General features: G+C 58.7%; 23 protein-coding genes, 1 pseudogene and 1 riboswitch. Of the genes and pseudogenes, 9 read left to right on the top strand and 15 right to left on the bottom strand.

Annotated features, from left to right (window positions below):
- Positions 1-58 precede the first annotated feature (58 nt).
- Positions 59-292: riboswitch (cobalamin riboswitch) on the bottom strand.
- 152 nt (positions 293-444) lie between these two features.
- Together ACA058_RS08190 and ACA058_RS08185 are read left to right on the top strand one after the other, a co-directional pair.
- Positions 445-1,029, top strand: a complete 585-nt coding sequence (locus tag ACA058_RS08190; RefSeq protein WP_497638637.1) for a hypothetical protein — start codon at positions 445-447, stop codon at positions 1,027-1,029.
- Between the two features lie 67 nt (positions 1,030-1,096).
- Positions 1,097-2,413: a PQQ-dependent sugar dehydrogenase gene (locus ACA058_RS08185; RefSeq protein WP_497638636.1), complete on the top strand. Its 1,317-nt coding sequence runs from the start codon at positions 1,097-1,099 to the stop codon at positions 2,411-2,413.
- A gap of 103 nt (positions 2,414-2,516) precedes the next feature.
- On the opposite strand, the gene ACA058_RS08180 is transcribed toward ACA058_RS08185, so the two are convergent.
- The 6 genes from ACA058_RS08180 to ACA058_RS08155 all read right to left on the bottom strand — a co-directional run bounded on the left by ACA058_RS08180 (position 2,517) and on the right by ACA058_RS08155 (position 7,862).
- Positions 2,517-3,170 carry an O-methyltransferase gene (locus tag ACA058_RS08180; RefSeq protein WP_497638635.1) on the bottom strand — a complete coding sequence of 218 codons (654 nt, stop codon included), beginning with the start codon at positions 3,168-3,170 and terminating at the stop codon, positions 2,517-2,519.
- A gap of 18 nt (positions 3,171-3,188) precedes the next feature.
- The gene (locus ACA058_RS08175; protein ID WP_497638634.1) at positions 3,189-3,725 is read right to left on the bottom strand and encodes a C40 family peptidase; all 537 of its coding nucleotides are present in this window, start codon (positions 3,723-3,725) and stop codon (positions 3,189-3,191) included.
- Between the two features lie 164 nt (positions 3,726-3,889).
- Entirely contained in the window at positions 3,890-4,537 is a 648-nt protein-coding gene (locus tag ACA058_RS08170; protein ID WP_497638633.1) for a C40 family peptidase, read from the bottom strand.
- 226 nt (positions 4,538-4,763) lie between these two features.
- On the bottom strand, positions 4,764-5,468 hold the full coding sequence (gene hda / locus ACA058_RS08165; RefSeq protein ID WP_497638632.1) for a DnaA regulatory inactivator Hda: 705 nt from the start codon (positions 5,466-5,468) through the stop codon (positions 4,764-4,766).
- Positions 5,469-5,666: 198 nt separating this feature from the next.
- A complete protein-coding gene (locus ACA058_RS08160) occupies positions 5,667-6,740 on the bottom strand; it encodes an AI-2E family transporter (RefSeq protein ID WP_497638631.1) in 1,074 nt (357 codons plus the stop codon).
- A 36-nt stretch (positions 6,741-6,776) separates the two neighbouring features.
- Positions 6,777-7,862, bottom strand: coding sequence for a DUF2066 domain-containing protein (locus ACA058_RS08155; protein ID WP_497638630.1), 1,086 nt, complete (start codon positions 7,860-7,862; stop codon positions 6,777-6,779).
- A gap of 385 nt (positions 7,863-8,247) precedes the next feature.
- On the opposite strand from ACA058_RS08155, the gene purM reads away from it, so the two are divergent.
- From purM to ACA058_RS08125, 6 genes and pseudogenes are all read left to right on the top strand, one after another.
- A complete protein-coding gene (gene purM / locus ACA058_RS08150; RefSeq protein WP_497638629.1) occupies positions 8,248-9,306 on the top strand; it encodes a phosphoribosylformylglycinamidine cyclo-ligase in 1,059 nt (352 codons plus the stop codon).
- An 11-nt stretch (positions 9,307-9,317) separates the two neighbouring features.
- On the top strand, positions 9,318-9,968 hold the full coding sequence (gene purN / locus ACA058_RS08145) for a phosphoribosylglycinamide formyltransferase (RefSeq protein ID WP_497639878.1): 651 nt from the start codon (positions 9,318-9,320) through the stop codon (positions 9,966-9,968).
- A gap of 8 nt (positions 9,969-9,976) precedes the next feature.
- Entirely contained in the window at positions 9,977-10,690 is a 714-nt protein-coding gene (locus ACA058_RS08140) for a DUF3108 domain-containing protein (protein ID WP_497638628.1), read from the top strand.
- 1,025 nt (positions 10,691-11,715) lie between these two features.
- A pseudogene (locus tag ACA058_RS08135) lies at positions 11,716-12,721 on the top strand (IS110 family RNA-guided transposase).
- A gap of 270 nt (positions 12,722-12,991) precedes the next feature.
- Positions 12,992-13,408: an OsmC family protein gene (locus ACA058_RS08130; RefSeq protein WP_497638627.1), complete on the top strand. Its 417-nt coding sequence runs from the start codon at positions 12,992-12,994 to the stop codon at positions 13,406-13,408.
- A 62-nt stretch (positions 13,409-13,470) separates the two neighbouring features.
- The gene (locus ACA058_RS08125) at positions 13,471-14,358 is read left to right on the top strand and encodes a pirin family protein (RefSeq protein ID WP_497638626.1); all 888 of its coding nucleotides are present in this window, start codon (positions 13,471-13,473) and stop codon (positions 14,356-14,358) included.
- 128 nt (positions 14,359-14,486) lie between these two features.
- Here ACA058_RS08125 and ACA058_RS08120 read toward each other — a convergent pair whose 3' ends face one another.
- The 4 genes from ACA058_RS08120 to ACA058_RS08105 all read right to left on the bottom strand — a co-directional run bounded on the left by ACA058_RS08120 (position 14,487) and on the right by ACA058_RS08105 (position 18,194).
- Positions 14,487-15,215 carry a dienelactone hydrolase family protein gene (locus ACA058_RS08120; protein WP_497638625.1) on the bottom strand — a complete coding sequence of 243 codons (729 nt, stop codon included), beginning with the start codon at positions 15,213-15,215 and terminating at the stop codon, positions 14,487-14,489.
- 67 nt (positions 15,216-15,282) lie between these two features.
- The gene (htpG, locus tag ACA058_RS08115) at positions 15,283-17,187 is read right to left on the bottom strand and encodes a molecular chaperone HtpG (protein WP_497638624.1); all 1,905 of its coding nucleotides are present in this window, start codon (positions 17,185-17,187) and stop codon (positions 15,283-15,285) included.
- An 81-nt stretch (positions 17,188-17,268) separates the two neighbouring features.
- A complete protein-coding gene (locus ACA058_RS08110; protein ID WP_497638623.1) occupies positions 17,269-17,721 on the bottom strand; it encodes a PaaI family thioesterase in 453 nt (150 codons plus the stop codon).
- Entirely contained in the window at positions 17,718-18,194 is a 477-nt protein-coding gene (locus ACA058_RS08105) for a PaaI family thioesterase (protein ID WP_497638622.1), read from the bottom strand. The genes ACA058_RS08110 and ACA058_RS08105 overlap by 4 nt, the downstream gene beginning before the upstream one ends.
- Before the next feature lie 159 nt (positions 18,195-18,353).
- Here ACA058_RS08105 and ACA058_RS08100 point away from each other — a divergent pair, with 159 nt between their 5' ends.
- On the top strand, positions 18,354-18,590 hold the full coding sequence (locus ACA058_RS08100) for a hypothetical protein (RefSeq protein WP_497638621.1): 237 nt from the start codon (positions 18,354-18,356) through the stop codon (positions 18,588-18,590).
- Positions 18,591-18,656: 66 nt separating this feature from the next.
- Here ACA058_RS08100 and ACA058_RS08095 read toward each other — a convergent pair whose 3' ends face one another.
- The 5 genes from ACA058_RS08095 to sucC form a co-directional block, all read right to left on the bottom strand.
- Positions 18,657-19,058 carry an MAPEG family protein gene (locus ACA058_RS08095; protein ID WP_497638620.1) on the bottom strand — a complete coding sequence of 134 codons (402 nt, stop codon included), beginning with the start codon at positions 19,056-19,058 and terminating at the stop codon, positions 18,657-18,659.
- Complete coding sequence (locus tag ACA058_RS08090) at positions 19,058-19,795, bottom strand: DUF599 domain-containing protein (protein WP_180202787.1); 738 nt, start codon at positions 19,793-19,795, stop codon at positions 19,058-19,060. Before ACA058_RS08090 ends, ACA058_RS08095 begins: the two co-directional genes overlap by 1 nt.
- A gap of 252 nt (positions 19,796-20,047) precedes the next feature.
- Positions 20,048-21,361 (bottom strand): branched-chain amino acid transport system II carrier protein, encoded by a 1,314-nt coding sequence (gene brnQ, locus ACA058_RS08085; RefSeq protein ID WP_497638619.1) that lies wholly within the window; start codon positions 21,359-21,361, stop codon positions 20,048-20,050.
- A 461-nt stretch (positions 21,362-21,822) separates the two neighbouring features.
- Positions 21,823-22,704, bottom strand: coding sequence for a succinate--CoA ligase subunit alpha (gene sucD, locus ACA058_RS08080; RefSeq protein WP_095060813.1), 882 nt, complete (start codon positions 22,702-22,704; stop codon positions 21,823-21,825).
- Positions 22,704-23,870, bottom strand: a complete 1,167-nt coding sequence (gene sucC, locus ACA058_RS08075; protein ID WP_007919879.1) for an ADP-forming succinate--CoA ligase subunit beta — start codon at positions 23,868-23,870, stop codon at positions 22,704-22,706. The genes sucD and sucC overlap by 1 nt, the downstream gene beginning before the upstream one ends.
- Positions 23,871-23,995 lie beyond the last annotated feature (125 nt).

Below are 23,995 nucleotides of genomic sequence, written 5' to 3'. Positions count from 1 at the left end.
TTAACGGCGGGCAGGCACAAGAATAGATGGCAAGAAGCCTGGCATCGCCCACCGTGATGCCGCTTGGATGGATCAGGCCGGTCTCCGGGCTCATGAGCGGCGTGATGCCGGACTGCGCGCCTTCCCGCGTCACAGATCGACGCAGTGGCTTCAGACGCAGTTTTCACTCATTTACCGTTGCGGGGGCAGCGCCGGGATCGCAGGGCTTCATCGACTGAAGCGCTCACTCACCGGCTTCCCTGTTTCACTCTGTCGACCCAAGTCACAGAGCACCTGAAACAAGCGGCGAAGGTTAGAGGGTTGGGGGTGGAGCGTCAATTGAAGACGCGGTACCGGAACGAATAACTACCACCCATCCATAAAATGACGTCAATCTTGTGTCACACTCACAGCGGCGATATCAAATAGCCACAACCCCACAATACAAGAACAAGGGTGAGTCCCATGCAAGGCATGATCATCAGCAATCCGAAGCTGGAATTCCTGCGTCGGGTACTGGAACGCTGGTTCGTCTGTATCGACCGCTATAACGCCGTGCGCGGCGACAGCGAGACACCCTACTGGCTCGACGAAAAAGCCAACCTCGGCCTGCTTTCCGCCGCCGCATGGATGGCCGAGATGATCACGCTGCAACAATCGCCCACGCGCAAACAGACCGAAGAAGGCGAACGCAACGGCCGCGCCGATCTGTTTATCGCCACGACCGAAGCACGCGCCTGGCTGCAGACCACCCAACGCTGGCCACGGGTCAACAGCCTGAACCTGACCCAGGCCCTGCAAGACATCACCAGCGACGCGAAAAAAATCAGCTACGCCAGCGACCTGAAAATCGGCTGCCTGTTCGTCGCACCGCACAAGAGCCAACAAGGGACCACCCCCGAAGAACTCCAGGACATGGTCGATGACCTGCAAAAGGAGCACTGCTGCGCCGTGGCCTGGTATTTCCCTTATGCCTACCGCAAACTGCGCAATGAAGCCGGCCACTATCACCCCGGTATCGCCGTGCTGCTCAAGGAAGCTCGCGGCTAGGGTTGAACCATCGGGCTGTCACGCTTCTCTATGATTTAAGTCACTTCATTCATAGGGAATGTCAGCAATGCGCACGTCTCAGCTGGTTTTCGTCATCGCGTTAGCGGGAGGGCTCGCCGCCTGTGGCGAAACCGCCCGCTTGCAAGTCAACGACGGCACCGGGCCGTCCCCCAAGCTCCCGGAACCGAACAAGACACTGTTCCCGACGATGAACATCGCCCCGGCCATCGGCTGGGCGGACGGCGCAAAACCCGTCGCGGCCAGCGGCACTCAGGTCGGCGCATTTGCCGAGAACCTCGATCATCCGCGCTGGCTATACGTGCTGCCCAATGGCGACGTGCTGGTCGCCGAAACCAATGCCCCGCCCAAACCCGATGACAACAAAGGCATCAAGGGCTGGATCACCAAGAAAGTCATGGGGCGCGCCGGTGCCGCCGTGCCGAGCCCGAACCGCATCACACTGCTGCGCGACACCAACCACGATGGCATCGCCGAAACCCGCACGGTATTCCTGGAAAACCTCAACTCGCCCTTTGGCATGACCCTGGTCGGCAGTGACCTGTACGTTGCCGACACCGACCGGCTGTTGCGCTTCCACTATGAAAACGGTGACACGGCAATCAAGTCACAACCGATCAAAGTCGTCGACCTGCCGGGGGGCACCCTGAATCACCACTGGACCAAAAACGTCATCGCCAGCAAGGACGGCAGCAAGCTGTACGTCACGGTGGGCTCCAACAGTAACGTCGGCGAAAACGGCATGGACCAGGAGCAAGGGCGCGCGGCGATCTGGGAAGTGGATCGCGCTACCGGTAACCACCGGATCTTCGCTTCAGGCCTGCGCAACCCCAACGGCATGGCCTGGGAGCCACAAAGCGGGGCGCTGTGGACGGCCGTCAACGAGCGAGACGAAATCGGCAGCGACCTCGTGCCGGACTACATCACCTCGGTCAAAGATGGCGGCTTCTATGGCTGGCCATTCAGCTATTACGGCCAGCACATCGACATTCGGGTCGAACCGCAAAACCCCGACCTGGTGGCCAAGGCGATTGCCCCGGACTACGCGGTGGGCCCCCACACCGCCTCACTGGGCCTGACATTCGCCGAAGGCAACAGGTTGCCGGCGCAGTTCAAGGAAGGCGCATTCATCGGCCAACATGGCTCATGGAACCGCAAGCCGCACAGCGGTTACAAAGTGATTTTCGTGCCCTTTAGCAGCGGCAAACCGAGCGGGCAACCGGTGGATGTGCTCACCGGATTCCTCAATGACGAGGAAAAAGCCATGGGCCGGCCGGTGGGTGTGGTGATCGATCAGCAAGGGGATTTGCTGGTGGCCGATGATGTGGGGAACAAGGTGTGGCGGGTGTCGGCGGTTAAATATTGACAACACACCTGTGGGAGCGAGCCTGCTCGCGAAAAGGGCGTGTCAGCCGACATTAATGTGACTGACCCACCGCATTCGCGAGCAGGCTCGCTCCCACAAGGGATTAGCGTTTACGGCAGAGCGTAAGCCCATCCCCCAACGGCAACAGCGACAAATCCACCCGCGCGTCATCCTTCAGGGCAAGATTGAGCGCCTGGATCGCACGGGTATCGGCGCTCTCGGGATTGTCCTCAAGCACCCGACCACTCCACAGCGTGTTATCGAATACCGCCAGGCCACCGGTACGCAACAGGCGTAGTGCGTGTTCCAGGTAGGCCGGGTAATTGGCCTTGTCAGCATCAATGAACACCAGATCGAACTGGCCTGAGTCGTCCAGCCTGCCGAGGGTTTCCAGCGCCGGTGCCAAACGCAGATCGATTCGCCCCGACAGGCCGGCCTCCTGCCAATAGCGGCGCGCGATGGCGTTGTAGTCCCCGGGAATGTCACAGCAGATCAGCGAGCCGTCATCCGGCAATGCCGCTGCCATGCACAGGGCGCTGTAACCGGTGAAGGTGCCGACTTCCAGCACACGTCGGGCACCGGTGAGTTTTACCAGCAAGGCGAGAAACTGCCCCTGCTCCGGTGCCACCTGCCAGCGCGCCATGGGCAGCGCCTGGGTTTCGTCGCGCAAGCGCTTGAGCACCGGCATTTCGCGCAGGGAGACGTCGAGCAGGTACTGATAGAGCGAATCGTCGAGGTTGAGCGTGCGGGCGGTCATGACAACACCCTCTGGCTGCTATGGATTACGCGCCAAATGCTCGGGTTGCAGGACGCGCTTGGCACTCAGGTAGGCTCTCTGCCAATAAGCCTTGGACAAGCTGTCGAGCTTGACCGTGCCACCGGTAGCCGGCGCATGCACGAAGCGCCCTTCACCGACATAAATGCCGGCATGGCTGACCTGGGAACCGCCATTGGTGGCGAAGAAGAGCAGGTCACCGGTTTGCAGGCCTTCCTTGCCGACACTGGCCGCTTGCATGGAAATCATTTCGCGTGTGGTGCGGGGCAGAGCAATACCGGCAACATCACGGTAGACGTAGCCAATCAGCCCACTGCAATCAAAACCGGAGTCCGGCGTGTTGCCGCCCCAGCGATAAGGCGTGCCGACCAGCCCCAACGCGCGAAACAGCACGTCTTGCGCTTCAGGAGAAAATTCCTGGGAGGAACTGAATACGATGGGCGCGCGAACCACCGGCGCAGGTGGCGGTGTACGGCTGGCACAAGCACTGAGCAGCGCTGCGAACAGCATGATTGCGAGGCGGGCCGACATCGTCATAAGCAGAGCATCCTGATCAGGCTGCGGCTTTTCCTGCGGGAGCGCAGAAAAGAAAACCGCCTGCGGTTTACGCAGGCGGTTTGCCATCATTCATTGATCAGAATTTTAGCGCTTATCAGGCAAACTTCAAGTAAGACTTTAAGTTCGCCTTACGAAATGTGCGCTTACTTGCGAGCAGTGACGATTGGCGTCGCTGCGGGAGCCATGGCGAGAGCACGCTTGGCTTCGATGAAGGTCTTGCTCCAGTAGCTGTCACCGAGGTTATCGATGCGCACACCACCGCTTTTGCGGCTGCTGGAATGGATGAACTGGTTGTCACCCAGGTAGATGCCGGCATGACTGACGCGACCGCGACGACCGTTGGTGGCGAAGAACAGCAGATCACCTGGCTCAAGCTTGCTGCGTGAAACCAGCGGCGCGTCGACGTTGATCATTTCGCGAGTGGAGCGTGGCAAGTTCATGCCCGCTTCTTCACGAAACAGATAACCGATGAAACCGCTGCAATCGAAACCGGCTTCGGAGGTACCGCCGAAACGGTAACGGGTACCGATCAGGGACATGCCGCGTTCGAGGATGCTGTCGGCCAGAACCGGAAGCTGGTACGACTTGCCGTCGGCGAAGCTGGCCAGTTCTTTCTCAGTGGCCGCTTCTTCAAGCTCAAGCGCTTGCTTATAGAGAGCGGAAGACTGGACGGTAACGGAATGTTGAACCTGCTGTTGTTGCGCTTGCTCGGACACTGGCGTGTGGGCAGCGCAACCGAACAACAGGGTAACGAGTGCGAGGGGCACGAGGGGTGCAAAGCGATTTAGCATGGGCACGACCGTGGCTGGATAGTTGTCAAGAGCCGAGACTATGCCCGCTATCATCCTCATTTGCAAATTCAATCGAACTTTTTGTGACTTCTTTGTTCCTCGATAACATCTAAGCGCTAAAGCCCATTCTAGACACTTGCGCAGTTTGCGCCCTGCAGGAAAGCGGATTTTCTGACGCTTGAAATATGTCGAACATCGCTGCAGGCCTTGAATTTACAGGGCCTGGCTACCAGCCCAGCGTCTCTTTGAGGAACGGAATGGTCAGCTTGCGCTGCGCTTGAAGAGAGGCCTGGTCGAGTTGTTCGAGCAGTTCGAACAACGCGCTCATGCTGCGGGTACCGCGGGTCAGGATAAAATGCCCGACTTCGTCGGTCAGGTGCAGGCCGCGACGGGAAGCACGCAGTTGCAGGGCGCGCAACTTGTCTTCGTCGGAGAGTGGGCGCATCTGGAATATCAGCGCCAGGGTCAGGCGCGACTTGAGGTCCGCCAGCTTTACCGGCAGCTCGCGTGGCGAAGTCGAGGCGGCAATCAGCAGACGCCGGCCACTGTCACGCAGTCGGTTGAACAGGTGGAACAACGCTTCTTCCCAGTCAGCCTTGCCTGCCACCGCCTGCAAGTCGTCCAGGCAGACCAGTTCGTATTGCTCGAGGTTGTCGAGAATTTCGATACCGCGATCCATCAACTCGGCCAGCGGCAGGTACACCGCCGTTTCGCCCATCTGTTCGAAACGCAGGCATGCGGCCTGCAACAAATGCGTGCGCCCTACCCCGTGCTTGCCCCAAAGATAAATCAGGCTTTCGGTCCAACCGGCGTCGGCTTCGCACAGCCGCTCGACATAGCCGAGTGCAGCGGCATTGGCGCCTGGGTAGTAGTTGATGAAGGTGGCGTCGTCACGCAGACGCACACCTAGGGGCAGCTGAATCGGTTTCATGCTGACTGAACAGTTCCAAAGGAACCGTTAGTGGCCTCTGTGTAAAGTTTGCGAAGTTTATACCCGTGAAGCCGACCGCACAATGCGACAGACCACAAGCAAAATCAAAGGTTTGCGTTAGCGCACCGGTTTTATGGCAGATTCTTTGGCGCCATGGGCAGCCACCGGGTGTCGATCCGGGCTGCCCGTGCCCCCTTCCTAGGGCTCTGGTTCGTCCACGCCACTGTACATACCGGAATCCTTATACAAATCATGCACATGGCGCAGCAGCACCATGATCACCGCCGCCACTGGCAGTGCCAGCAAAACGCCGGTAAAACCAAACAGTTCGCCCCCGGCCAGAATCGCAAAGATCACCGCCACCGGGTGCAGGCCGATGCGGTCCCCCACCAGCAATGGCGTGAGCACCATACCCTCCAGCGCCTGACCGACCATGAATACCGCAACAATACCCATCATGGGATACAAATCGCCGCCAAACTGGAACAGGCCGGCAATCAGTGCCGCGCCGATACCAACGATAAAGCCCATGTACGGCACAATCGCCGCCAGACCGGCAATCATCCCGATCAACAGCCCCAACTCCAGGCCCACCAGCATCAGACCCGCGGCATAAATCACGCCCAACGCGACCATCACCAGCAATTGCCCGCGGACGAAGGCGCCAAGCACCTCATGGCACTCTTCAGCCAGTGACACTGCGCGCTCTTCACGATCGCGCGGCAGCAGGCTGCGGATCTTGGCCATCATCAGGTCCCAGTCCCGCAGCAAATAGAAACTCACCACCGGAATCAGCACCAGGTTCGCCAGCCAGCCAATCAACGCCAGGCCCGACGCCGTCGCCTGACTCAGCACCACGCCAACGATGTCGGTGGTCTGCCCCATGTGCTCGCTGATCGCGGCCTTGAGCTTGTCGAACTTCCAGAAACCCTCCGACAAGCCAAACTTCGATTGCGCCCATGGCAATGCGGTGTGCTGCAGCCAATCGAGCATCTGCGGCGCCAGCTCATACAAACGGAACAACTGCTTGGCAAGCATCGGCACCAACACTAGCAACAGTGTGGTGAAGATCAAGGTGAACAGGGCAAATACCGCAATCACGCCCCAGGTCCGTGATAGCCCGGCCTTTTCCAGCCGATCCACCAAGGGGTCAAACAGATAGGCCAACAGCAACGCCACCAGGAACGGCGTGAGAATTGGATGCAACAGCCAGACAAACGCGCAGAGCAGGAGCACTCCACCCAACCAGAACCAACGCCGCGTATCGGCCATGAACCACTCCATTGCTTCTATATAAAGAGAGAAATCCTACCAGCGGAAACGCAATTGCGGCGTCGGTGCCGGCGCAGGCACAGGCACAGGCGCTATCGCGGGGACCGTACCACCGACTACAGGCTGGACCGGTACCGCTGGCACCGGTGCGGGCGCCGGCTCCACCGCGACCTCCTGCAACCTGGCCAGCGACAATTGCGCGCGCAATTGATCGGTACTGCCGTTGACCCGATAAAGAATCCGGTCGCCGTCGACACTTTTAGGACGACCGCCGAAAGGCTCCAGCAGACGCCCAAGGGTTGCATAGCGCTCCAGATTCATGCCCTGGACTTCCAGCAACTGCGCGGCCGAACCCCCAGGCTTGGCGACAAATCGCGGTGCCAGTCGCTGGTTGACCGCCAGCATCACCGCGTCCGCCAAAGCGGCTTGATCAGCGCCTTGGGCGGTGCCGGCCTCTTTCTGATCGCCCAGCCACAACTGCCACTTGGCTTGCCACTGTCCGCCCTCTTCACGGGCATGGACCGCCAGCAAGGCATCGGCATTGTAACGCTGCGATGCGCTGCGCAGTGCCGACGGATCGGAACTTTCCAGATTCGGCGCGGTGCCGACGATTTGTTCGTTCAGGTCCGCCAGCGGCAAACGCAGGGGCAAACCACGGTGTTGCGCGGCGCGGCGCAGTGGTGTCGCACCGGCCTGACCATCGCCCACCAGGCTCGCGCCCTCGGTGTAGTCGTTCAACCACCAGCCCAGTATCGACGGCCGATTGGCCCCCCACATCGACAACCCGGCCCGGCGCAAGGCCTGCTCGGTGGTGCCCGGGTCGAAATCGACTTTCAACACTTCCGGGGGGCCTGCCTCGAAGCCATACTGGCTGATGATTTGCTGCGGGTCTTTGCGAATCGCCGCCAGCCCGGGATTCTGTGGCGCCTTGGGATCGCCGGTCAGGCGCAATACCAGCGTATCGAGTGCCCGCTGTGTCGCTTCCTCACGCTCTTGCGGTGACTGGCCGTTGACCGGCTCGCGCACTTTATAAAGGCCTTTGACGGTTTCGGCGTGGCTTACCAGGCTGGCCAGGCTGACCAGTGACAAGCAACCCACAAACAAGAATTTACAAAAACCCATGGAAGATTCCTGAGGACAAAAGCGGCTGGAACAGACCGCATGAAGACGATCGGGCAAGGCTGTGACCATCGCCCGACGCAAAACATTCACACGCCCTGGGTAAGTTTTCGCACTGTGATAACGATAGACGGTTAATGACGACAACCTGTGCAGGCGAGCAGGATGTCATTCACATAGGGCAATGGCGGTTTTTTTCGGCCGATATGCCCCCTGCCGTCGGCCTGAGGATGGCCGCTGCCCTTCAAGCCTGATAAAATCGCGCGCCTTCGCAGACCGGCAACAGCCGGGCACCCTCGAATATCGCGTGAGGCAATCACCTTCGTCGATTTCGGCGGTCCCGCTGGACTCGGTCGTTACCCAGAAATCCCCCCTAAAGGCCTGGATCATGAGCAAGCAACCCTCCCTGAGCTACAAGGACGCCGGTGTAGACATCGACGCCGGTGAAGCATTGGTCGAACGCATCAAGAGCGTCGCCAAGCGCACTGCGCGCCCGGAAGTCATGGGCGGCCTGGGCGGTTTCGGCGCCCTCTGCGAAATCCCGGCTGGCTACAAGCAGCCCGTGCTGGTTTCCGGTACTGACGGCGTCGGCACCAAGCTGCGCCTGGCATTGAACCTGAACAAGCACGACAGCATCGGCATCGACCTGGTTGCCATGTGCGTCAACGACCTGGTGGTGTGCGGCGCCGAGCCGCTGTTCTTCCTCGACTACTACGCCACCGGCAAACTCAACGTCGAAACCGCGACCCAGGTCGTGACCGGCATCGGCGCTGGCTGCGAACTGTCCGGCTGCTCCCTGGTGGGCGGCGAAACTGCTGAAATGCCTGGCATGTACGAAGGCGAAGACTACGACCTGGCCGGCTTCTGCGTCGGCGTCGTGGAAAAAGCCGAGATCATCGACGGTTCCAAGGTCGCTGCCGGCGATGCCCTGCTCGCCCTGCCGTCTTCCGGCCCGCACTCCAACGGCTACTCGCTGATCCGCAAGATCATCGAAGTGTCCGGCGCCGACATCGAGAACATCCAGCTCGACGGCAAGCCGCTGACCGACCTGCTGATGGCCCCGACCCGTATCTACGTGAAGCCGCTGCTCAAGCTGATCAAGGACACCGGCGCCGTCAAAGCCATGGCCCACATCACCGGTGGTGGCCTGCTGGACAACATCCCGCGCGTTCTGCCAAAAGGCGCACAAGCGGTGGTTGACGTGGCGAGCTGGACCCGTCCGGCCGTGTTCGACTGGCTGCAAGAGAAAGGCAACGTCGACGAAAACGAAATGCACCGCGTACTGAACTGCGGCGTCGGCATGGTCATCTGCGTCGCTCAAGAGCACGTCGAAACCGCGCTGAACGTGCTGCGCGAAGCCGGCGAGCAGCCTTGGGTCATCGGTCAGATCGCCACCGCTGCCGAAGGCGCAGCGGCGGTTGAACTGAAGAACCTCAAGGCACACTGATGCAAGAGCAGATGTCCCAGACCTGTGATGTCGTGGTGCTGTTGTCCGGCACCGGAAGTAACTTGCAGGCCTTGATCGACAGCACGCGGACCGGCGACAGCCCGGCCCGCGTCGCTGCGGTGATTTCCAACCGCGCCGACGCTTATGGCCTGCAACGCGCCAGGGACGCGGGTATCGACACCCGCACCCTGGATCACAAGGCTTTCGAAGGCCGCGAGGCCTTCGACGCCGCGCTGATCGAACTCATCGACGCCTTCAATCCCAAACTCGTGGTACTGGCCGGATTCATGCGCATTCTCAGCGCCGACTTCGTACGCCACTACGCGGGTCGCCTGCTCAATATCCATCCCTCGCTGCTACCCAAATACAAAGGGTTACACACTCATCAGCGCGCGCTGGAGGCCGGTGACGCCGAACACGGCTGCTCCGTGCACTTCGTCACCGAGGAACTCGATGGCGGACCACTGGTCGTACAAGCAGTAATACCGGTAGAGTTGCACGACTCGCCGCAGAGCCTGGCGCAGCGGGTCCATGTGCAGGAACACCTGATCTACCCCATGGCCGTACGCTGGTTTGCCGAAGGCCGGCTATCCCTCGGCGAACAAGGTGCTTTACTGGATGGACAGTTGCTTGCGCCCAGCGGCCACTTGATTCGAACCTAGGAGATTTTATGCGTCGCGCCCTGCTCTTCGCTTGTGCTCTGCTCGCCGTGCCCTTCGCACAGGCTGCAGACCTTCAACCTTTCTCCGCCAGCTACACCGCCGACTGGAAGCAGTTGCCCATGAGCGGCACGGCTGAACGCAGCCTGACCAAGGAAGCCAACGGCGTCTGGAAGCTCAACTTCAAGGCTTCGATGATGATCGCCAGCCTGTCCGAAGAAAGCACCCTGACCGTCGACAAGGACACTTTGCTGCCACAGTCCTACCACTTCGAGCGTGGCGGCCTGGGCAAAGCCAAGAAAGCCGACCTGGACTTCGACTGGACCGCCAAGAAGGTTACCGGTACCGATCGTGGTGACGCGGTCAATATCCCGCTCAACCGCGGCATGCTCGACAAATCCACCTATCAGCTGGCGCTGCAGCATGACGTGGCCGCCGGCAAGAAAAGCATGAGCTATCAGGTTGTCGATGATGGCGAAGTCGATACCTATGACTTCCGCGTGCTGGGTTCGGAAAAAGTCGACACCAAGGCTGGCCAGATCGACGCGATCAAGGTCGAACGCGTGCGCGACCCGACACAAAGCAAGCGCATCACCGTGCTGTGGTTCGCCAAGGATTGGGATTATCTGCTGGTTCGCCTGCAACAGGTCGAAACCGACGGTAAGGAGTACAACATCATGCTCCTCGACGGCAAGGTCAACGGCAAGCCTGTCAAAGGCAGCTGATCAGCCACCGCCCATGCGGCAATGCTGTTCACTTAAGCATGGGGTTGTAGTTAAGAACTGGATTGGGGGGATATCCATTCCTGCGGTAACGGCCACTTAGGGTTTCGCCCTTACGGCGAGTCCCTTTTTCAAACGCCAAAAAGGGAACCAAAAGGCTTTGCCCCACCACTCGGTGCCTCGCTGTGGCTCGGCATGCCCTCTCTCCGGCATTGCTCCGTGGGTCGCCGCGATGGGCCATCCCTGGCCCAGCGCGGCTAAACCGGCGTCCTGCCGGTTTACCCACTACGCAATGCCTGCGTTCGGCCATCGTGGTTTAACGGGGCGCTCGCGATCAAAAGCAAAGCGAGGCGGCCTGAGAGCCGACCTGACTTCAAGTGAACACGTTTCCCTGTAGGAGCGATGCTTGCTCGCGATGGACGTCAACGATGACGCGGGGTGTCTGAATACCTGCGTTGCCCATACGTTTTTCGCGAGCAGGCTCGCTCCTACAGGGGGAATACGTGCCCCCAATTAGGTCGGCTGTCAGGCCGCCTCGCGTTTGCTTTGGCTTTTGATTTTCTTGCCCCCTCGAGAGGCTTCGTTCCGGTTCTGCGCAGTGGGTAAACCGCCATGGATGCCGGTTTAGCCGCGCTGGGCCAAGGATGGCCCATCGCGGCGGGCTCTGTAGGAGCGAGCATGCTCGCGAAAAACCTGAGAGCACCGCGGGGTGTCAGGCTCCCCGCGTCATCGTTGACCTCCATCGCGAGCCTGCTCGCTCCTTGTATGTTGACCTTGATTCCATGAGAGAGGTTACGCTCAAGGATTCATTCAACAGCAAGTACGTTTCTGGGGGAGGCCGATCGCTCCTGAAGGCAGGATTTGCTCCTGACCTTGTCTGTAGAGAGGCCCCCCCGCCTCATTGCCCACCACGAAGAGTATCGAGAAGCCGACAAGTCGGACTTCGCATTACAAGGTTGCAGTGGCATGAAGTTCGAGGTCGGGGGAACCAGGTGCAATCTTACCTAAAGCCAAGGAAGTGAAAAGCAATGAATGCGCATGTCGGCATAGATATCAGTGCTCGCAGTTCAGCCATGGGATGGCGGCAGAACGGCAAAGCAGCAGGCAATGGAGACATTCTGCACACGCCCAAAGGTCGCAAGGCCGCTGTGGAAAAGCTGCTACGTCTCAAGCCGCTGAGCGTTGTCATGGAGGCTACCGGTATTTACTACCTGGATCTTGCGATGGAACCCCCGGGAATTGCACGCCGCCGGCTTGCCGGTCTCGGTGATCAACCCCAAAAGCTTCCACAACTTTGCCAAGCTGATGTTGCAAAACAGCAAGACTGACCAGATCGATGCCCAACTGCTGGCCGAATACGGCGAGCGTATGGAGCCTAGGCTGTGGGTCCCGCCCACTGCGGAACAGATGATGCTGCGTGCGATTGGTCGCCACATCAACCGACTGATTGGCCATCGGACGCGAGCCAAGAACGAGCTGCATGCGCTACAAGCGACAGAAACGAGCATCGCACTGCTGATCGAGGATGAGAAAGACGCGATAAGCGCGTTGGACGCTCGAATCGATCGATTAAAACAGGCTGCGCGCGACGCCATCGCCAAATGCCCTGATCTGAGCCTGCAATTTCGCTGCATGATGGCGGCGCCCGGCGTTGGAGAGGCCTCGGCCATCGCCGCACTGGCTGAGCTGACGACCCTTCCAGTGACGCTTAAATCGGCACAGGTAAGCCGCTATGCAGGCCTGGATGTCAGACTGACCCAGTCAGGCACCAGCGTGAACCGGCCAGGACGAATGTCCAAGTGCGGTAATGCTTACTTGCGTGCAGCGATGTTCATGCCGGCGATGACGGCAATCCGTTGTGATGAGAATGTGAAGGCCTTCTACGAGGCACTGGTAGCGCGCGGCAAGAAGAAAATGCAGGCCATCGGCGCGGTCATGCGCAAATACCTAACCGGGTTATGGGCATGCATGCGCTCTGGAGAAGAATTTAATACGGCCAAGCTTTTTAGCAAAAAACATCTCGCGAAAGCTTGACCGTGAACAGAGTATCTACAGGCTTTTCCAAGTGACTCGCTGTAAGAGCGAAACCGCCAGTGGCCCTTACCGCAGCAACGGATATTCACCCAAGCCAAATATGCACCTGCAGCCGCCAACCTAAAGTGAACAGCATTACGTAAATGCGGGGCTTTTTTTGATCTTCAGATTCCCACCGAAAAAAACAGGAACGCACAACAGGCGCAGTGCTCTATACCTTCAAGGTCTTTTTTGATCGAATGACTTTTCCCGTCGCTTGCGAGGTTACCCATGACCGTTACCGTCAACACCGTTTCCGCCGAAGGTTTTCGCCATACCGTGCAGATCGATGACCACGAACTCTTTGCCGATGCCCCGCTATCCGCTGGCGGCGAAGGTTCGGCCCCGGAACCACACGATTACTTCGATGCCGCACTGGGCGCCTGCAAGGCCCTGACCTTGAAGATGTACGCGAAGAAAAAGGACATTCCGCTGACAGGTGTTGGCGTGGAGGTCAAACGCGACAACAGTGAAGAACAGAAAGGTAAATATGTCCTGCATGTGAAACTGACCCTCAAGGGCGTGCTCACCGACGCCCAGCGCGATGAGTTGCACCGTGTAGCCGACCGCTGCCCGGTTCACAAGCTGATGACCAGCAGTGAAGTCAGCATCGAAACCCATCTCTCCGAAGGCGCGTTCAGCCAATAGCGGCAAGGGCTGCGCAAGCGGGTTATGCTCGACCGCATCACCCGCCCAGCCTGGAACGCACCATGAACACTCCGCTCGTGATCCGCCCCCGCGCCGAAGATGTCGAAGGCCAGCCGATTCTTCGCCCGTTGCCATCAGCCAAATGCCGCAATGTCGGGCCCTTCGTGTTTTTCGACCACATGCTGCAAACCCGCTACGCCGCGGGAGAAGGCATGAACATTCGCCAGCATCCGCACATCGGTCTCTCCACCCTCACCTACCTCTTTGAAGGCCAGTTGCAGCACAAGGACAGCCTCGGCTCGGATCAGGTGGTCAATGCCGGTGATGTCAGCTGGATGACCGCTGGTAGCGCGATCGCCCATGTCGAGCGCACACCCGCAGCGCTAAAAGAAAGCGGCTTCACGATGCACGGCTTGCAGATCTGGCTGGCGTCGCCAAAAGACCAGGAACAGGGCCCAGGTCACTACAGTCACCACCCGGCGACCACCTTGCCGGTCAGCGAAAACCTCGGGGTGAAGATCCGCATGATCGCAGGCTCAGGCTTTTGCCTGGAATCGCCAGTGCCGGTACTGTCTGCGACGCTGTATGCCGAATTGAACCTGCAAACGGCGACGACCTTGCTGATCCCCACCGAGCATGAAGAGCGCGCGCTGTATGTGTTGAGCGGTGAAGTGCAGCTGGATGGCGAGGCGGTAGAACCGCATTCGCTGGTGGTGTTGCCGCCCGGGGAAGAGATGACATTGTTCGCCGAGAGCGACTGTCATGCGGTGTTGTTCGGTGGCGCGCCGCTGGATGGACCGCGACGGATCAACTGGAATTTCGTGGCCAGCGACCCGGCATTGATTGACGAAGCGCGCAGGCGCTGGGCGGCCGGGGATTGGCCGACGGTGCCCGGGGAAGTTGAGAGGATTGAATTGCCAAGTGGACGAAACGAGCCAACCCCGCTGTGATGATGATCGTTCCCACGCTCTGCGTGGGAATGCAGCCCGGGACGCTCCGCGTCCCTGCCGAAGCGGACGCAGAGCGTCCAATGAGGCATTCCCACGCAGAGCGTGGGAACGATCGGACTTCGGGGCAATCAGCCCTTGAACACTTCATCCAGCAGGTTGTGCATCGACGTGAACGCCCTGGCGGCAACCTTGGCGTCATACATCATCATCCCCGGCACATTGGCGTGCGGATCTGTGAACGAATGGAACGCGCCGCCGTAGCTCAGCAGCTGCCAATCCACACCGGCGGCATTCATTTCATCTTCAAACGCCGGCAGTTGCTCTTTGGGCACCAATGGATCCGAACCGCCATGCAGCACCAGCACCGAACCCTTGATGTTTTTCGCATCGTTGACGTCTGGCGTATCAAGGGTGCCGTGGAACGACACCGCCGCCTTCACTGGCGCACCCGTTCGGGCGAACTCCAGTGCGCAGCAACCACCGAAACAGAAACCGAAGGTGGCCAGCTTCGACGTATCGACGGCTGCCTCACCCTGGCTTTGCAACTGCTCGAACGCCACTTGCATGCGCTTGCGCAGCAACGGCCGGTCATTCTTCAGCGGCATCATTGCCGCACCTGCCTCATCGTTGTTCTGCGGACGCACCGATTGGCCGTAGAGGTCCGCGATCAGCACCACATAGCCCTTGGCCGCGACCGACTTGGCGATCTCCTCGGCACCGGCACCCACGCCCATCCAGTTCGGTGCCATCAACAAACCCGGACGCGGGCCCTTGTGGTCAGCGTCGAAGGCCACGCGGCTTTCGTAGGGCTGGCCGTCAATCTGATAGGCAACAGAACGTACAGTGATTTGGCTCATTTCTGACTCCTGATTTTTAAACACCAGAATGAAAAAACCCGCCGAAGCGGGTTTTTCTACAACGCCGTTAAGCCGACAGCTCAACCAGCAGCTTGTTCAGACGGCGCACATAGGCCGCCGGGTCTTTCAAGCTGTCGCCGGCCGCCAGGGCCGCCTGATCGAAGAGGATGTGCGACAGATCGCCGAAGCGCTCGTCGCTCTGCTCGTTGTCGAGCTTCTCGATCAGTGGGTGAGCCGGGTTGAATTCGAAGATCGGTTTCGAATCCGGAACCTTCTGCCCGCTGGCTTCGAGGATCTGACGCATCTGCAAGCCCAGGTCCTGCTCGCCGATGGCCAGGATCGCCGGGGAATCGGTCAAGCGATGGGAAACCCGCACTTCAGCAACGGATTCGCCCAGCGCAGTCTTCAGACGCTCGACCAGACCTTCTTTGGACTTGGCGACTTCTTCCGCGGCTTTCTTGTCCTCTTCCGAGTCCAGGTTGCCCAGGTCCAGATCACCGCGCGCCACGTCGACAAAGCTCTTGCCGTCGAAATCGCTGAGGTAGCTCATCAGCCATTCGTCGATACGGTCAGTCAACAGCAGCACTTCGATGCCTTTCTTGCGGAAGACTTCCAGGTGCGGGCTGTTCTTGACCTGCGCGTAGGTTTCGCCGGTCAGGTAGTAAATCTTGTCCTGACCTTCCTTGGCGCGTGCCAGGTACTCGGCCAGGCCGACAACCTGTTCGCCGTCATCACCATTGGTCGATGCGAAACGCAACAGGCCGGCGATTTTCTCTTTGTTGGCGAAGTCTTCTGCCGGGCCTTCTTTCATGACCTGGCCGAAGTTTTTCCAGAAGCCTTGGTATTGCTCTGGCTCGTTCTTCGCCAGTTTTTCCAGCATGTCCAGAACGCGCTTGGTAAGCGCCGACTTCATGGAGTCGATAATCGGGTCTTTCTGCAGGATTTCCCGCGACACGTTCAGCGACAGGTCGTTGGAATCGACCACGCCTTTGATGAAGCGCAGGTACAGCGGCAGGAACGATTCGGCCTGATCCATGACGAATACGCGCTGTACGTACAGCTTCAGGCCTTTCGGCGCTTCACGCTGGTACAGGTCGAATGGAGCACGGGCCGGCACGTACAGCAGCGAGCTGTATTCCAGCTTGCCTTCGACCTTGTTGTGGCTCCAGCTCAGCGGGTTTTCGAAATCGTGGGCGATGTGCTTGTAGAACTCCTGGTATTCCTCGTCCTTGATTTCGGTACGCGGACGCGTCCACAGAGCGCTGGCGCGGTTGACGGTTTCCCACTCAACGGCTGGCTTCTCCTCGCCTTCAACGGCTGCCATTTCTTTCGGCAACTCGATCGGCAAAGCGATGTGGTCGGAGTACTTCTTGATGATGTTGCGCAGGCGCCAGCCATCGGCGAACTCGTCTTCACCGGATTTCAGGTGCAGGACGATACGCGTGCCTCGATCGGCCTTCTCGATGGTTGCGACTTCGAAATCGCCCTCACCTTTGGACGACCAATGCACGCCTTCGCTGGTATCGCTGCCGGCACGACGGCTGAACACGTCGACTTTGTCGGCGACGATGAAGGCAGAGTAGAAACCAACACCGAACTGACCGATCAGGTGCGAGTCCTTCTTCTGGTCGCCCGTCAGGTGCTTCATGAAATCGGCGGTACCGGATTTGGCGATGGTGCCCAGGTGGGTGATCGCGTCTTCACGGCTCATGCCGATGCCGTTGTCTTCGAGGGTGACGGTTTTAGCGTCCTTGTCGAAGCTCACACGGATTTTCAGTTCGGCGCCACCTTCCAGCAATTCAGGCCTGGACAGCGCTTCGAAGCGTAATTTGTCTACAGCGTCAGAGGCGTTCGAGATCAGTTCGCGAAGGAAAATTTCCTTGTTGGAATACAGCGAATGGATCATGAGGTGCAGCAGTTGCTTCACCTCGGTCTGGAAGCCCAGGGTTTCCTTTTGAGTTTCCACACTCATGGTCATCAAACTCCAATCAGATGGCATAAGCCACGACCTTGAGGGTCGGCGGCGGGTTGTCATCAGAGTTGGGGGCTCCATTCAGGATTTCAAGGGCTCATCGAGTTTGAAATGCGCCCGGGCCGTGGCAATGGGTTCGGCTTCAGTGCTTTGCCACGCGGTAATCGCCACGTTGGCGACCCGGCGACCCTGGCGACATACCTGGCAGCGAGCCCAGGTATCACGAAACTGCCCGGCGCGCAGGTAATCGAGGGAGAAGTCGATGATCTTCGGTATGCCCGGCGAACCGGTAGCCACCAGCAGGTGCAGCGCGGCGGACAACTCCATGAAACCGGCAATCACGCCGCCATGGATGGCCGGCAATAAAGGGTTGCCAATGTTGTCCTTGTTGGCCGGCAGGCGAAACAGCAACTCATCCCCCACCCGCGAGCATTCCACGCCAATCAATCTGGCGTAGGGGATCAAGTTCAACAGCGGGGCGTACTCGCCCTGCTCATGGGCCTGTTGCAGTTGTTCCTTGAACGACTCGCTCATTTCGCACCTCCGGCGATGGCGCCGCCAAAACCTTTGGTGCCTTTGATGCCTTTGCCCATGCGCATAAACGTGCCCACGACATGGGCTATGGGCTGCTCGGGATCATCCTGATAGGCAAAGCCGCGGGCAAAGATCACGTCGGTGGTCACCCGGTAGCACTGGGCAAAACCGTAGACATCCTTATGCGGTTCGGCAGCGTGCATGTAGTCGATGCGCAAGTCGAGGGTCGGGCAGACTTCGAACTCCGGCAGCACGCAGAGGGTAGACATGCCACAAGCGGTGTCCATCAATGTGGTCAGCACGCCGCCGTGAATCACGCCAGTCTGGGGGTTGCCGACGATCTGCGGGCTGTAGGGCAGCACCACCGTGAGCCCTTCGGCACTGGCGCTGTGAACTCGCAAACCGAGCACCTGACAATGTCGCAGTGCCGACAGAAATCGGGTCGCACGCTCAAAAACGGGGTTTTCGGCCATTTGATAAAGACTCTTGTTTATAGTTATTCAATGTAGTCGAGGTGCGGGTAAAAGTTCCGCGTTAGAACAAACTTATATATCTGACGGATTTGTGGAACTTAACCCTGATGGCTGTGCTCTTAAGGCCAGTAGATAATTTTCCATAAGGAGAAACACCCCATGCGTAAGACTTTAGCTATTGCCTTGATGTTGACCGCTTCCCTCGGTCTCGCTGCCTGCGATAAAAAATCCGAGGACAAAGCTCAAGATGCTACCCAACATGCTGAGCAAGCACAGGAAAAAATGAGCGAAGCTCAGGATAAAGTGAACGAAGCGGCGAAAGAAAACGCCGAAGCTGCCAAAGCTCAGGCTGAATCGAACGAAGCAGCAGCAAAAGAAGCCGCACCTAAAAACTGATTCGGTTTTTAGCGTGAAAAAGAAAACCCGCCAAGTGCGGGTTTTCTTTTATCTGCGATTTACTCCCTAGAGCAAAATCGTTCGAAAAGTCGGACTAATCATCAGCAACAACGAGCAGATTAAACCCACCAGCCAAACCAGGCTGCGCTGCCAGGCCAGATCCTTCCAATAACACACCAGGTAGATAACGCGCGCGATCAAAAAGATGATCGCCAGCAAGTCGATGAGCCATCCCGCCGTTTGCGTGGTGTGGGCCATCAAAACACCCACTGCAAACAATATGAAGGCTTCGAAGCTGTTCTGATGGGCCCCGACCGCGCGCGCGCCCAGACCTGTAAGTTGCGCCTGCTGTTGGCGCGGCAGGTGATTGTTGTAACCGCCCTGCTCTTTCATGGCCGTGGTCACGGGCATGCGCGCCACGTAAATCAGCACGGCACTGATAAACACACACCAGAATGGAATACTCATCAAGCGGCCTCTTTATTCACCTCGGGCAATGGCGCCTCTGTAGGGGTATAGACCATCACGTCAAGAACGTCGGAGTGAAACTCGCGGCGGTACAACACGAACACGACACCGGCACTCATCAACATGAACAACCAGGGGCTGACGAACCAGGCCAGCATGGTCATGCCGAAATAGTAAGAACGCAGACCGAAGTTGAACTGGTTGGCGGCCATGGAAATAACCCGGGCTGCACGGTTGGCAAAGGCTTTGCGCTCCTGCTCCGACACATGACGCTCACCGACCATGGGAGCCGAGCCCACCAGAATGGCCGCGAAGTTGTACTGACGCATGCACCAGCTGAACGTGAAGAACGCATAGACGAATACCAGTGCCAGGCACAACAACTTGATTTCCGACATACCCTGGGACGCCTGTTGCACCATCGGGATATCCGCCAGCAACGACACCGCCCTTTCCGACGCCCCGAGCACCGTGAGAATGCCGGCCAGGATAATCAGGGTGCTGGAGGCAAAGAACGACGCATTGCGCTCCAGGTTGCCGATCACGCTGGCATCGGCTATGCGGTTGTCACGCAGCAGCATGCGGCGCATCCAGTCTTCGCGGTACAGATGCAGCACGCTGGCCAGGCAGGCTGTGTCACGGCCCTTCCAGGTCGCATAGCGGGTGTAACCGCCCCAGCAGATGACGAACCAGATGGCAGCGAGGATGTGGATCAGGTTGGCTTGGATGAACGACATGCAATTCCCTGTGAGACGTTGGCATAGATGATCCCTGTAGGAGCAAGGCTTGCCCGCGATGGGGGTGTGTCAGTCAACAAACATACCGAATGCTATACCGCCATCGCGGGCAAGCCTTGCTCCTACAGGTAGTGGTTCGACGTTAGCTCAACGGAAAAGACACCGCATCTCTCACAAAAAAATGCCCCGTATCGATTGATACGGGGCATTTCGGTATTGCTCACTGGCCCGCTTGTGACGGGCCGGTAAAGCTTAAGCCAGCGCTTCTTCGCGCTTGCCCAGCATACGGTCGCAAACCACGGCGACCACCAGGGTCATCACCGAGGGCACCAGCCATGCCAGACCCTGCTCACTCAACGGCAAGTGGGCCAGTTGCGACGGCATCCACTCCGCCAGACCAGCGCCCTTGAGAGCATCGATCAGGCCGAAGATGAACGACACCAGCATTACCGGGCCGACAATGCGCCCCTGTTCATGCCAGAAGTCCTTGCAGAAGCTCAGGGCCACCAGGGCGATGCACGGCGGGTAGATCGCGGTCAGTACCGGGATCGAGAACGCGATCAGATTGGTCAGGCCCAGGTTGGACACCAGCAGGGAGAATGCCGCGAGGATGATCACCAGCGTCTTGTAGGACAGTGGCAGCACACGGCTGAAGTACTCGGCGCAGGCGCAGGTCAGGCCGACCGCAGTCACCAGGCACGCCAGGGAAATCAGCACCGCAAGGAATCCGCTGCCCAGGGAACCGAAGGTGTGCTGTACGTAGGCGTGCAAGACCGCCGCGCCGTTGGTAGCGCCAGCCGCCACTTCATGGCTGCCCGAACCCAGGCGGAACAGGCTGACGTAGACCAGTGCCAGGCCGACACCGGCGATCAAACCGGCGATGATCGCGTAACGAGTGATCAGCGCTGGCGACTCGACGCCGCGGGAGCGAATGGCATTGACGATGACGATGCCGAACACCAGTGCACCGAGGGTATCCATGGTCAGGTAACCATTGATGAAGCCTTGGGAGAACGGCGCCGCCACGTATTCGGGCGTGGCATGGCCAATGTCACCCGCTGGCAAAGCGAAAGCGGCGATGCCGAGAGCGGCCAGGGCGATGATCTTCAACGGTGCGAGGAAACGTCCTACGGTATCCAGCAAACGGCCCGGGTACAGCGAGATGAAGAACACCACCAGGAAGTACACCGAACTGTAGAGGAACAACGCCAGCGGGCTTTCGCCGGTCAATGGCGCCAGGCCGACTTCGAACGACACGGTAGCGGTACGCGGCGTCGCGAACAGCGGGCCAACGGCGAGGTAGCACGCCGCTGCCAGCAAGCCACCGGCAATTTTGCCGATCGGACTGCTCAACGCATCCATGGCACCGCCGACCTTGGCCAGGGCCACGACGGTGACCACGGGCAGACCGACTGCAGTGATCAGAAAGCCCAGCGCCGCCATCCAGACGTGAGGCCCGGACTGCAAACCGACGATAGGCGGGAAGATGATGTTGCCAGCCCCGACGAACAGGGCAAACGTCATAAAACCAAGTGCCAGGATGTCCTGGCCTTTCAACACTTTCATTAAGGAAATACCACACTACTGAATCGGAATTTAGAGAGGGATTTCCCTATGGGTGAGGGAAATGCTGTCGGTCCGTATGGGACCAACCCTTTTAGCGCGTTGCAGCCTTGTGGGCCGCGGACGCAAAAATGGCGCGTAGCCTAACGAATTTGGGCGACAAACGCACTGTTTGAGGGCGAACTATCCGATACACGCCATATCCATGTCGCGTTTACATATCTAATTTACTAGCACTAACCCCTGTGGCGAGGGGATTTATCCCCGCTCGGCTGCGCAGCAGTCGTCAAACCAGTAATGCTGGTATACCTGATGTACCACATGTGATGGTTCTGAGGCCGCTTCGCGACCCAACGGGGATAAATCCCCTCGCCACAAAAGCCCTGCATTTCTCATACGCCGGAAATGACAAAGGCCACCCGAAGGTGGCCTTTGTTTGGTGAAGCGTCAGCTAAGCGCGAGGCTTACTTGACAGCCCAACCAGTCAGCTCGGACAAAGCCTTGCCGATGTCTGCCAGCGAACGCACGGTTTTAACGCCTGCGTCTTCCAGGGCAGCAAACTTCTCGTCTGCAGTGCCTTTACCGCCAGAGATGATTGCGCCAGCATGGCCCATGCGCTTGCCCGGAGGAGCAGTCACACCAGCGATGTAGGAAACAACCGGCTTGGTCACGTGTGCCTTGATGTAGGCAGCCGCTTCTTCTTCAGCCGAACCGCCGATCTCACCGATCATCACGATCGCTTCGGTCTTCGGGTCTTCCTGGAACAGCTTCAGGATGTCGATGAAGTTCGAACCCGGGATCGGGTCACCACCGATGCCGACGCAAGTCGACTGACCGAAACCGGCGTCAGTAGTCTGCTTCACAGCTTCGTAGGTCAGGGTGCCGGAACGGGAAACGATACCGACCTTGCCTGGCAAGTGAATGTGACCTGGCATGATGCCGATCTTGCATTCGCCTGGGGTGATAACGCCTGGGCAGTTAGGGCCGATCAGGATTACACCCAGCTCGTCGCACTTAACTTTAGCGTCCAGCATGTCCAGGGTAGGAATGCCTTCGGTGATGCACACGATCAGCTTGATGCCGCCGAAAGCCGCTTCCAGGATCGAATCTTTGCAGAAAGGAGCCGGAACGTAGATCACGCTGGCGGTGGCGCCAGTGGCAGCTACTGCGTCTTTAACGGTGTTGAACACTGGCAGGCCCAGGTGCTCGGTGCCGCCTTTACCAGGAGTTACACCACCAACCATCTTGGTGCCGTACTCGATGGCTTGCTGGGTGTGGAAACTACCTTGCGAACCGGTAATACCCTGGCAGATAACTTTGGTGTCTTTATTGATCAGGACGCTCATTATTTGCCCTCCGCAGCTTTGACAACTTGTTGAGCAGCGTCGGTCAGGCTGGTAGCAGCGATGATGTTCAAACCGCTTTCTGCCAGTACTTTAGCGCCCAGCTCAGCGTTGTTGCCTTCAAGGCGAACAACAACCGGGATTTTCACGCCGACTTCTTTCACTGCACCGATGATGCCTTCGGCAATCATGTCGCAACGAACGATGCCGCCGAAGATGTTAACCAGTACTGCAGCGACGTTGGTGTCGGACAGAATGATCTTGAACGCTTCGGTAACGCGTTCTTTGGTAGCACCGCCGCCCACGTCGAGGAAGTTGGCTGGTTTGCCGCCATGCAGGTTGACGATGTCCATGGTACCCATGGCCAGGCCAGCACCGTTGACCATGCAACCGATGTTGCCTTCCAGCGCTACGTAGTTCAGTTCGAACTTGGCAGCGTGCGCTTCGCGCGGATCGTCTTGCGACGGATCGTGGAAAGTCTTCAGCTTAGGCTGACGGTACATGGCGTTGGCGTCGATGTTGATCTTGGCATCGAGGCAATGCAGATCGCCGTCAGCCTTGATCACCAGCGGGTTCACTTCCAGCAGGGCCAGGTCGTGATCCTTGAACAGCTTGGCCAGACCTACGAAGATCTTGGCGAACTGAGCAACTTGCTTACCTTCCAGACCCAGCTGGAATGCCAGCTCGCGACCCTGGAATGGCTGAGCGCCAACCAGTGGATCGATAGTGGCTTTCAGAATTTTTTCTGGAGTGTCGTGAGCGATTTTCTCGATGTCCACGCCACCTTCGGTGGAAGCCATGAACACGATACGACGGCTCGAACGGTCAACGACAGCGCCCAGGTACAGCTCTTTAGCGATATCAGTGCACGATTCAACCAGGATCTTGGTGACTGGCTGACCATTGGCATCAGTCTGGTAAGTCACCAGACGCTTGCCCAGCCACTGCTGTGCGAATGCCTTGGCGTCTTCTTTGCTGCGAACCAGCTTGACGCCGCCCGCTTTACCGCGACCACCGGCGTGGACCTGGGCTTTGACAACCCACTCGCTGCCGCCGATTTTGTCGCAAGCTTCTGCTGCTGCTTCCGGGGTGTCTACCGCGTAACCAGTGGAAACTGGCAGGCCGTACTCAGCGAACAGCTGCTTACCCTGATACTCGTGAAGATTCATGCTTATTACCGTCTTCGTTAGGTACTGCGCATTCGGTGCTGCACTCATTCAAGTGCCGCACCACCTGTGACTGCTGCTTGCATAGCCTTTCCGGACAACCGGTGCAGCTATGCAAGACTGCGTCC

This window comes from Pseudomonas sp. LBUM1649, assembly GCF_059716155.1.
Note: the sequence above shows the minus strand (reverse complement) of the source record. Positions and strands in the feature narration are given on the sequence as shown.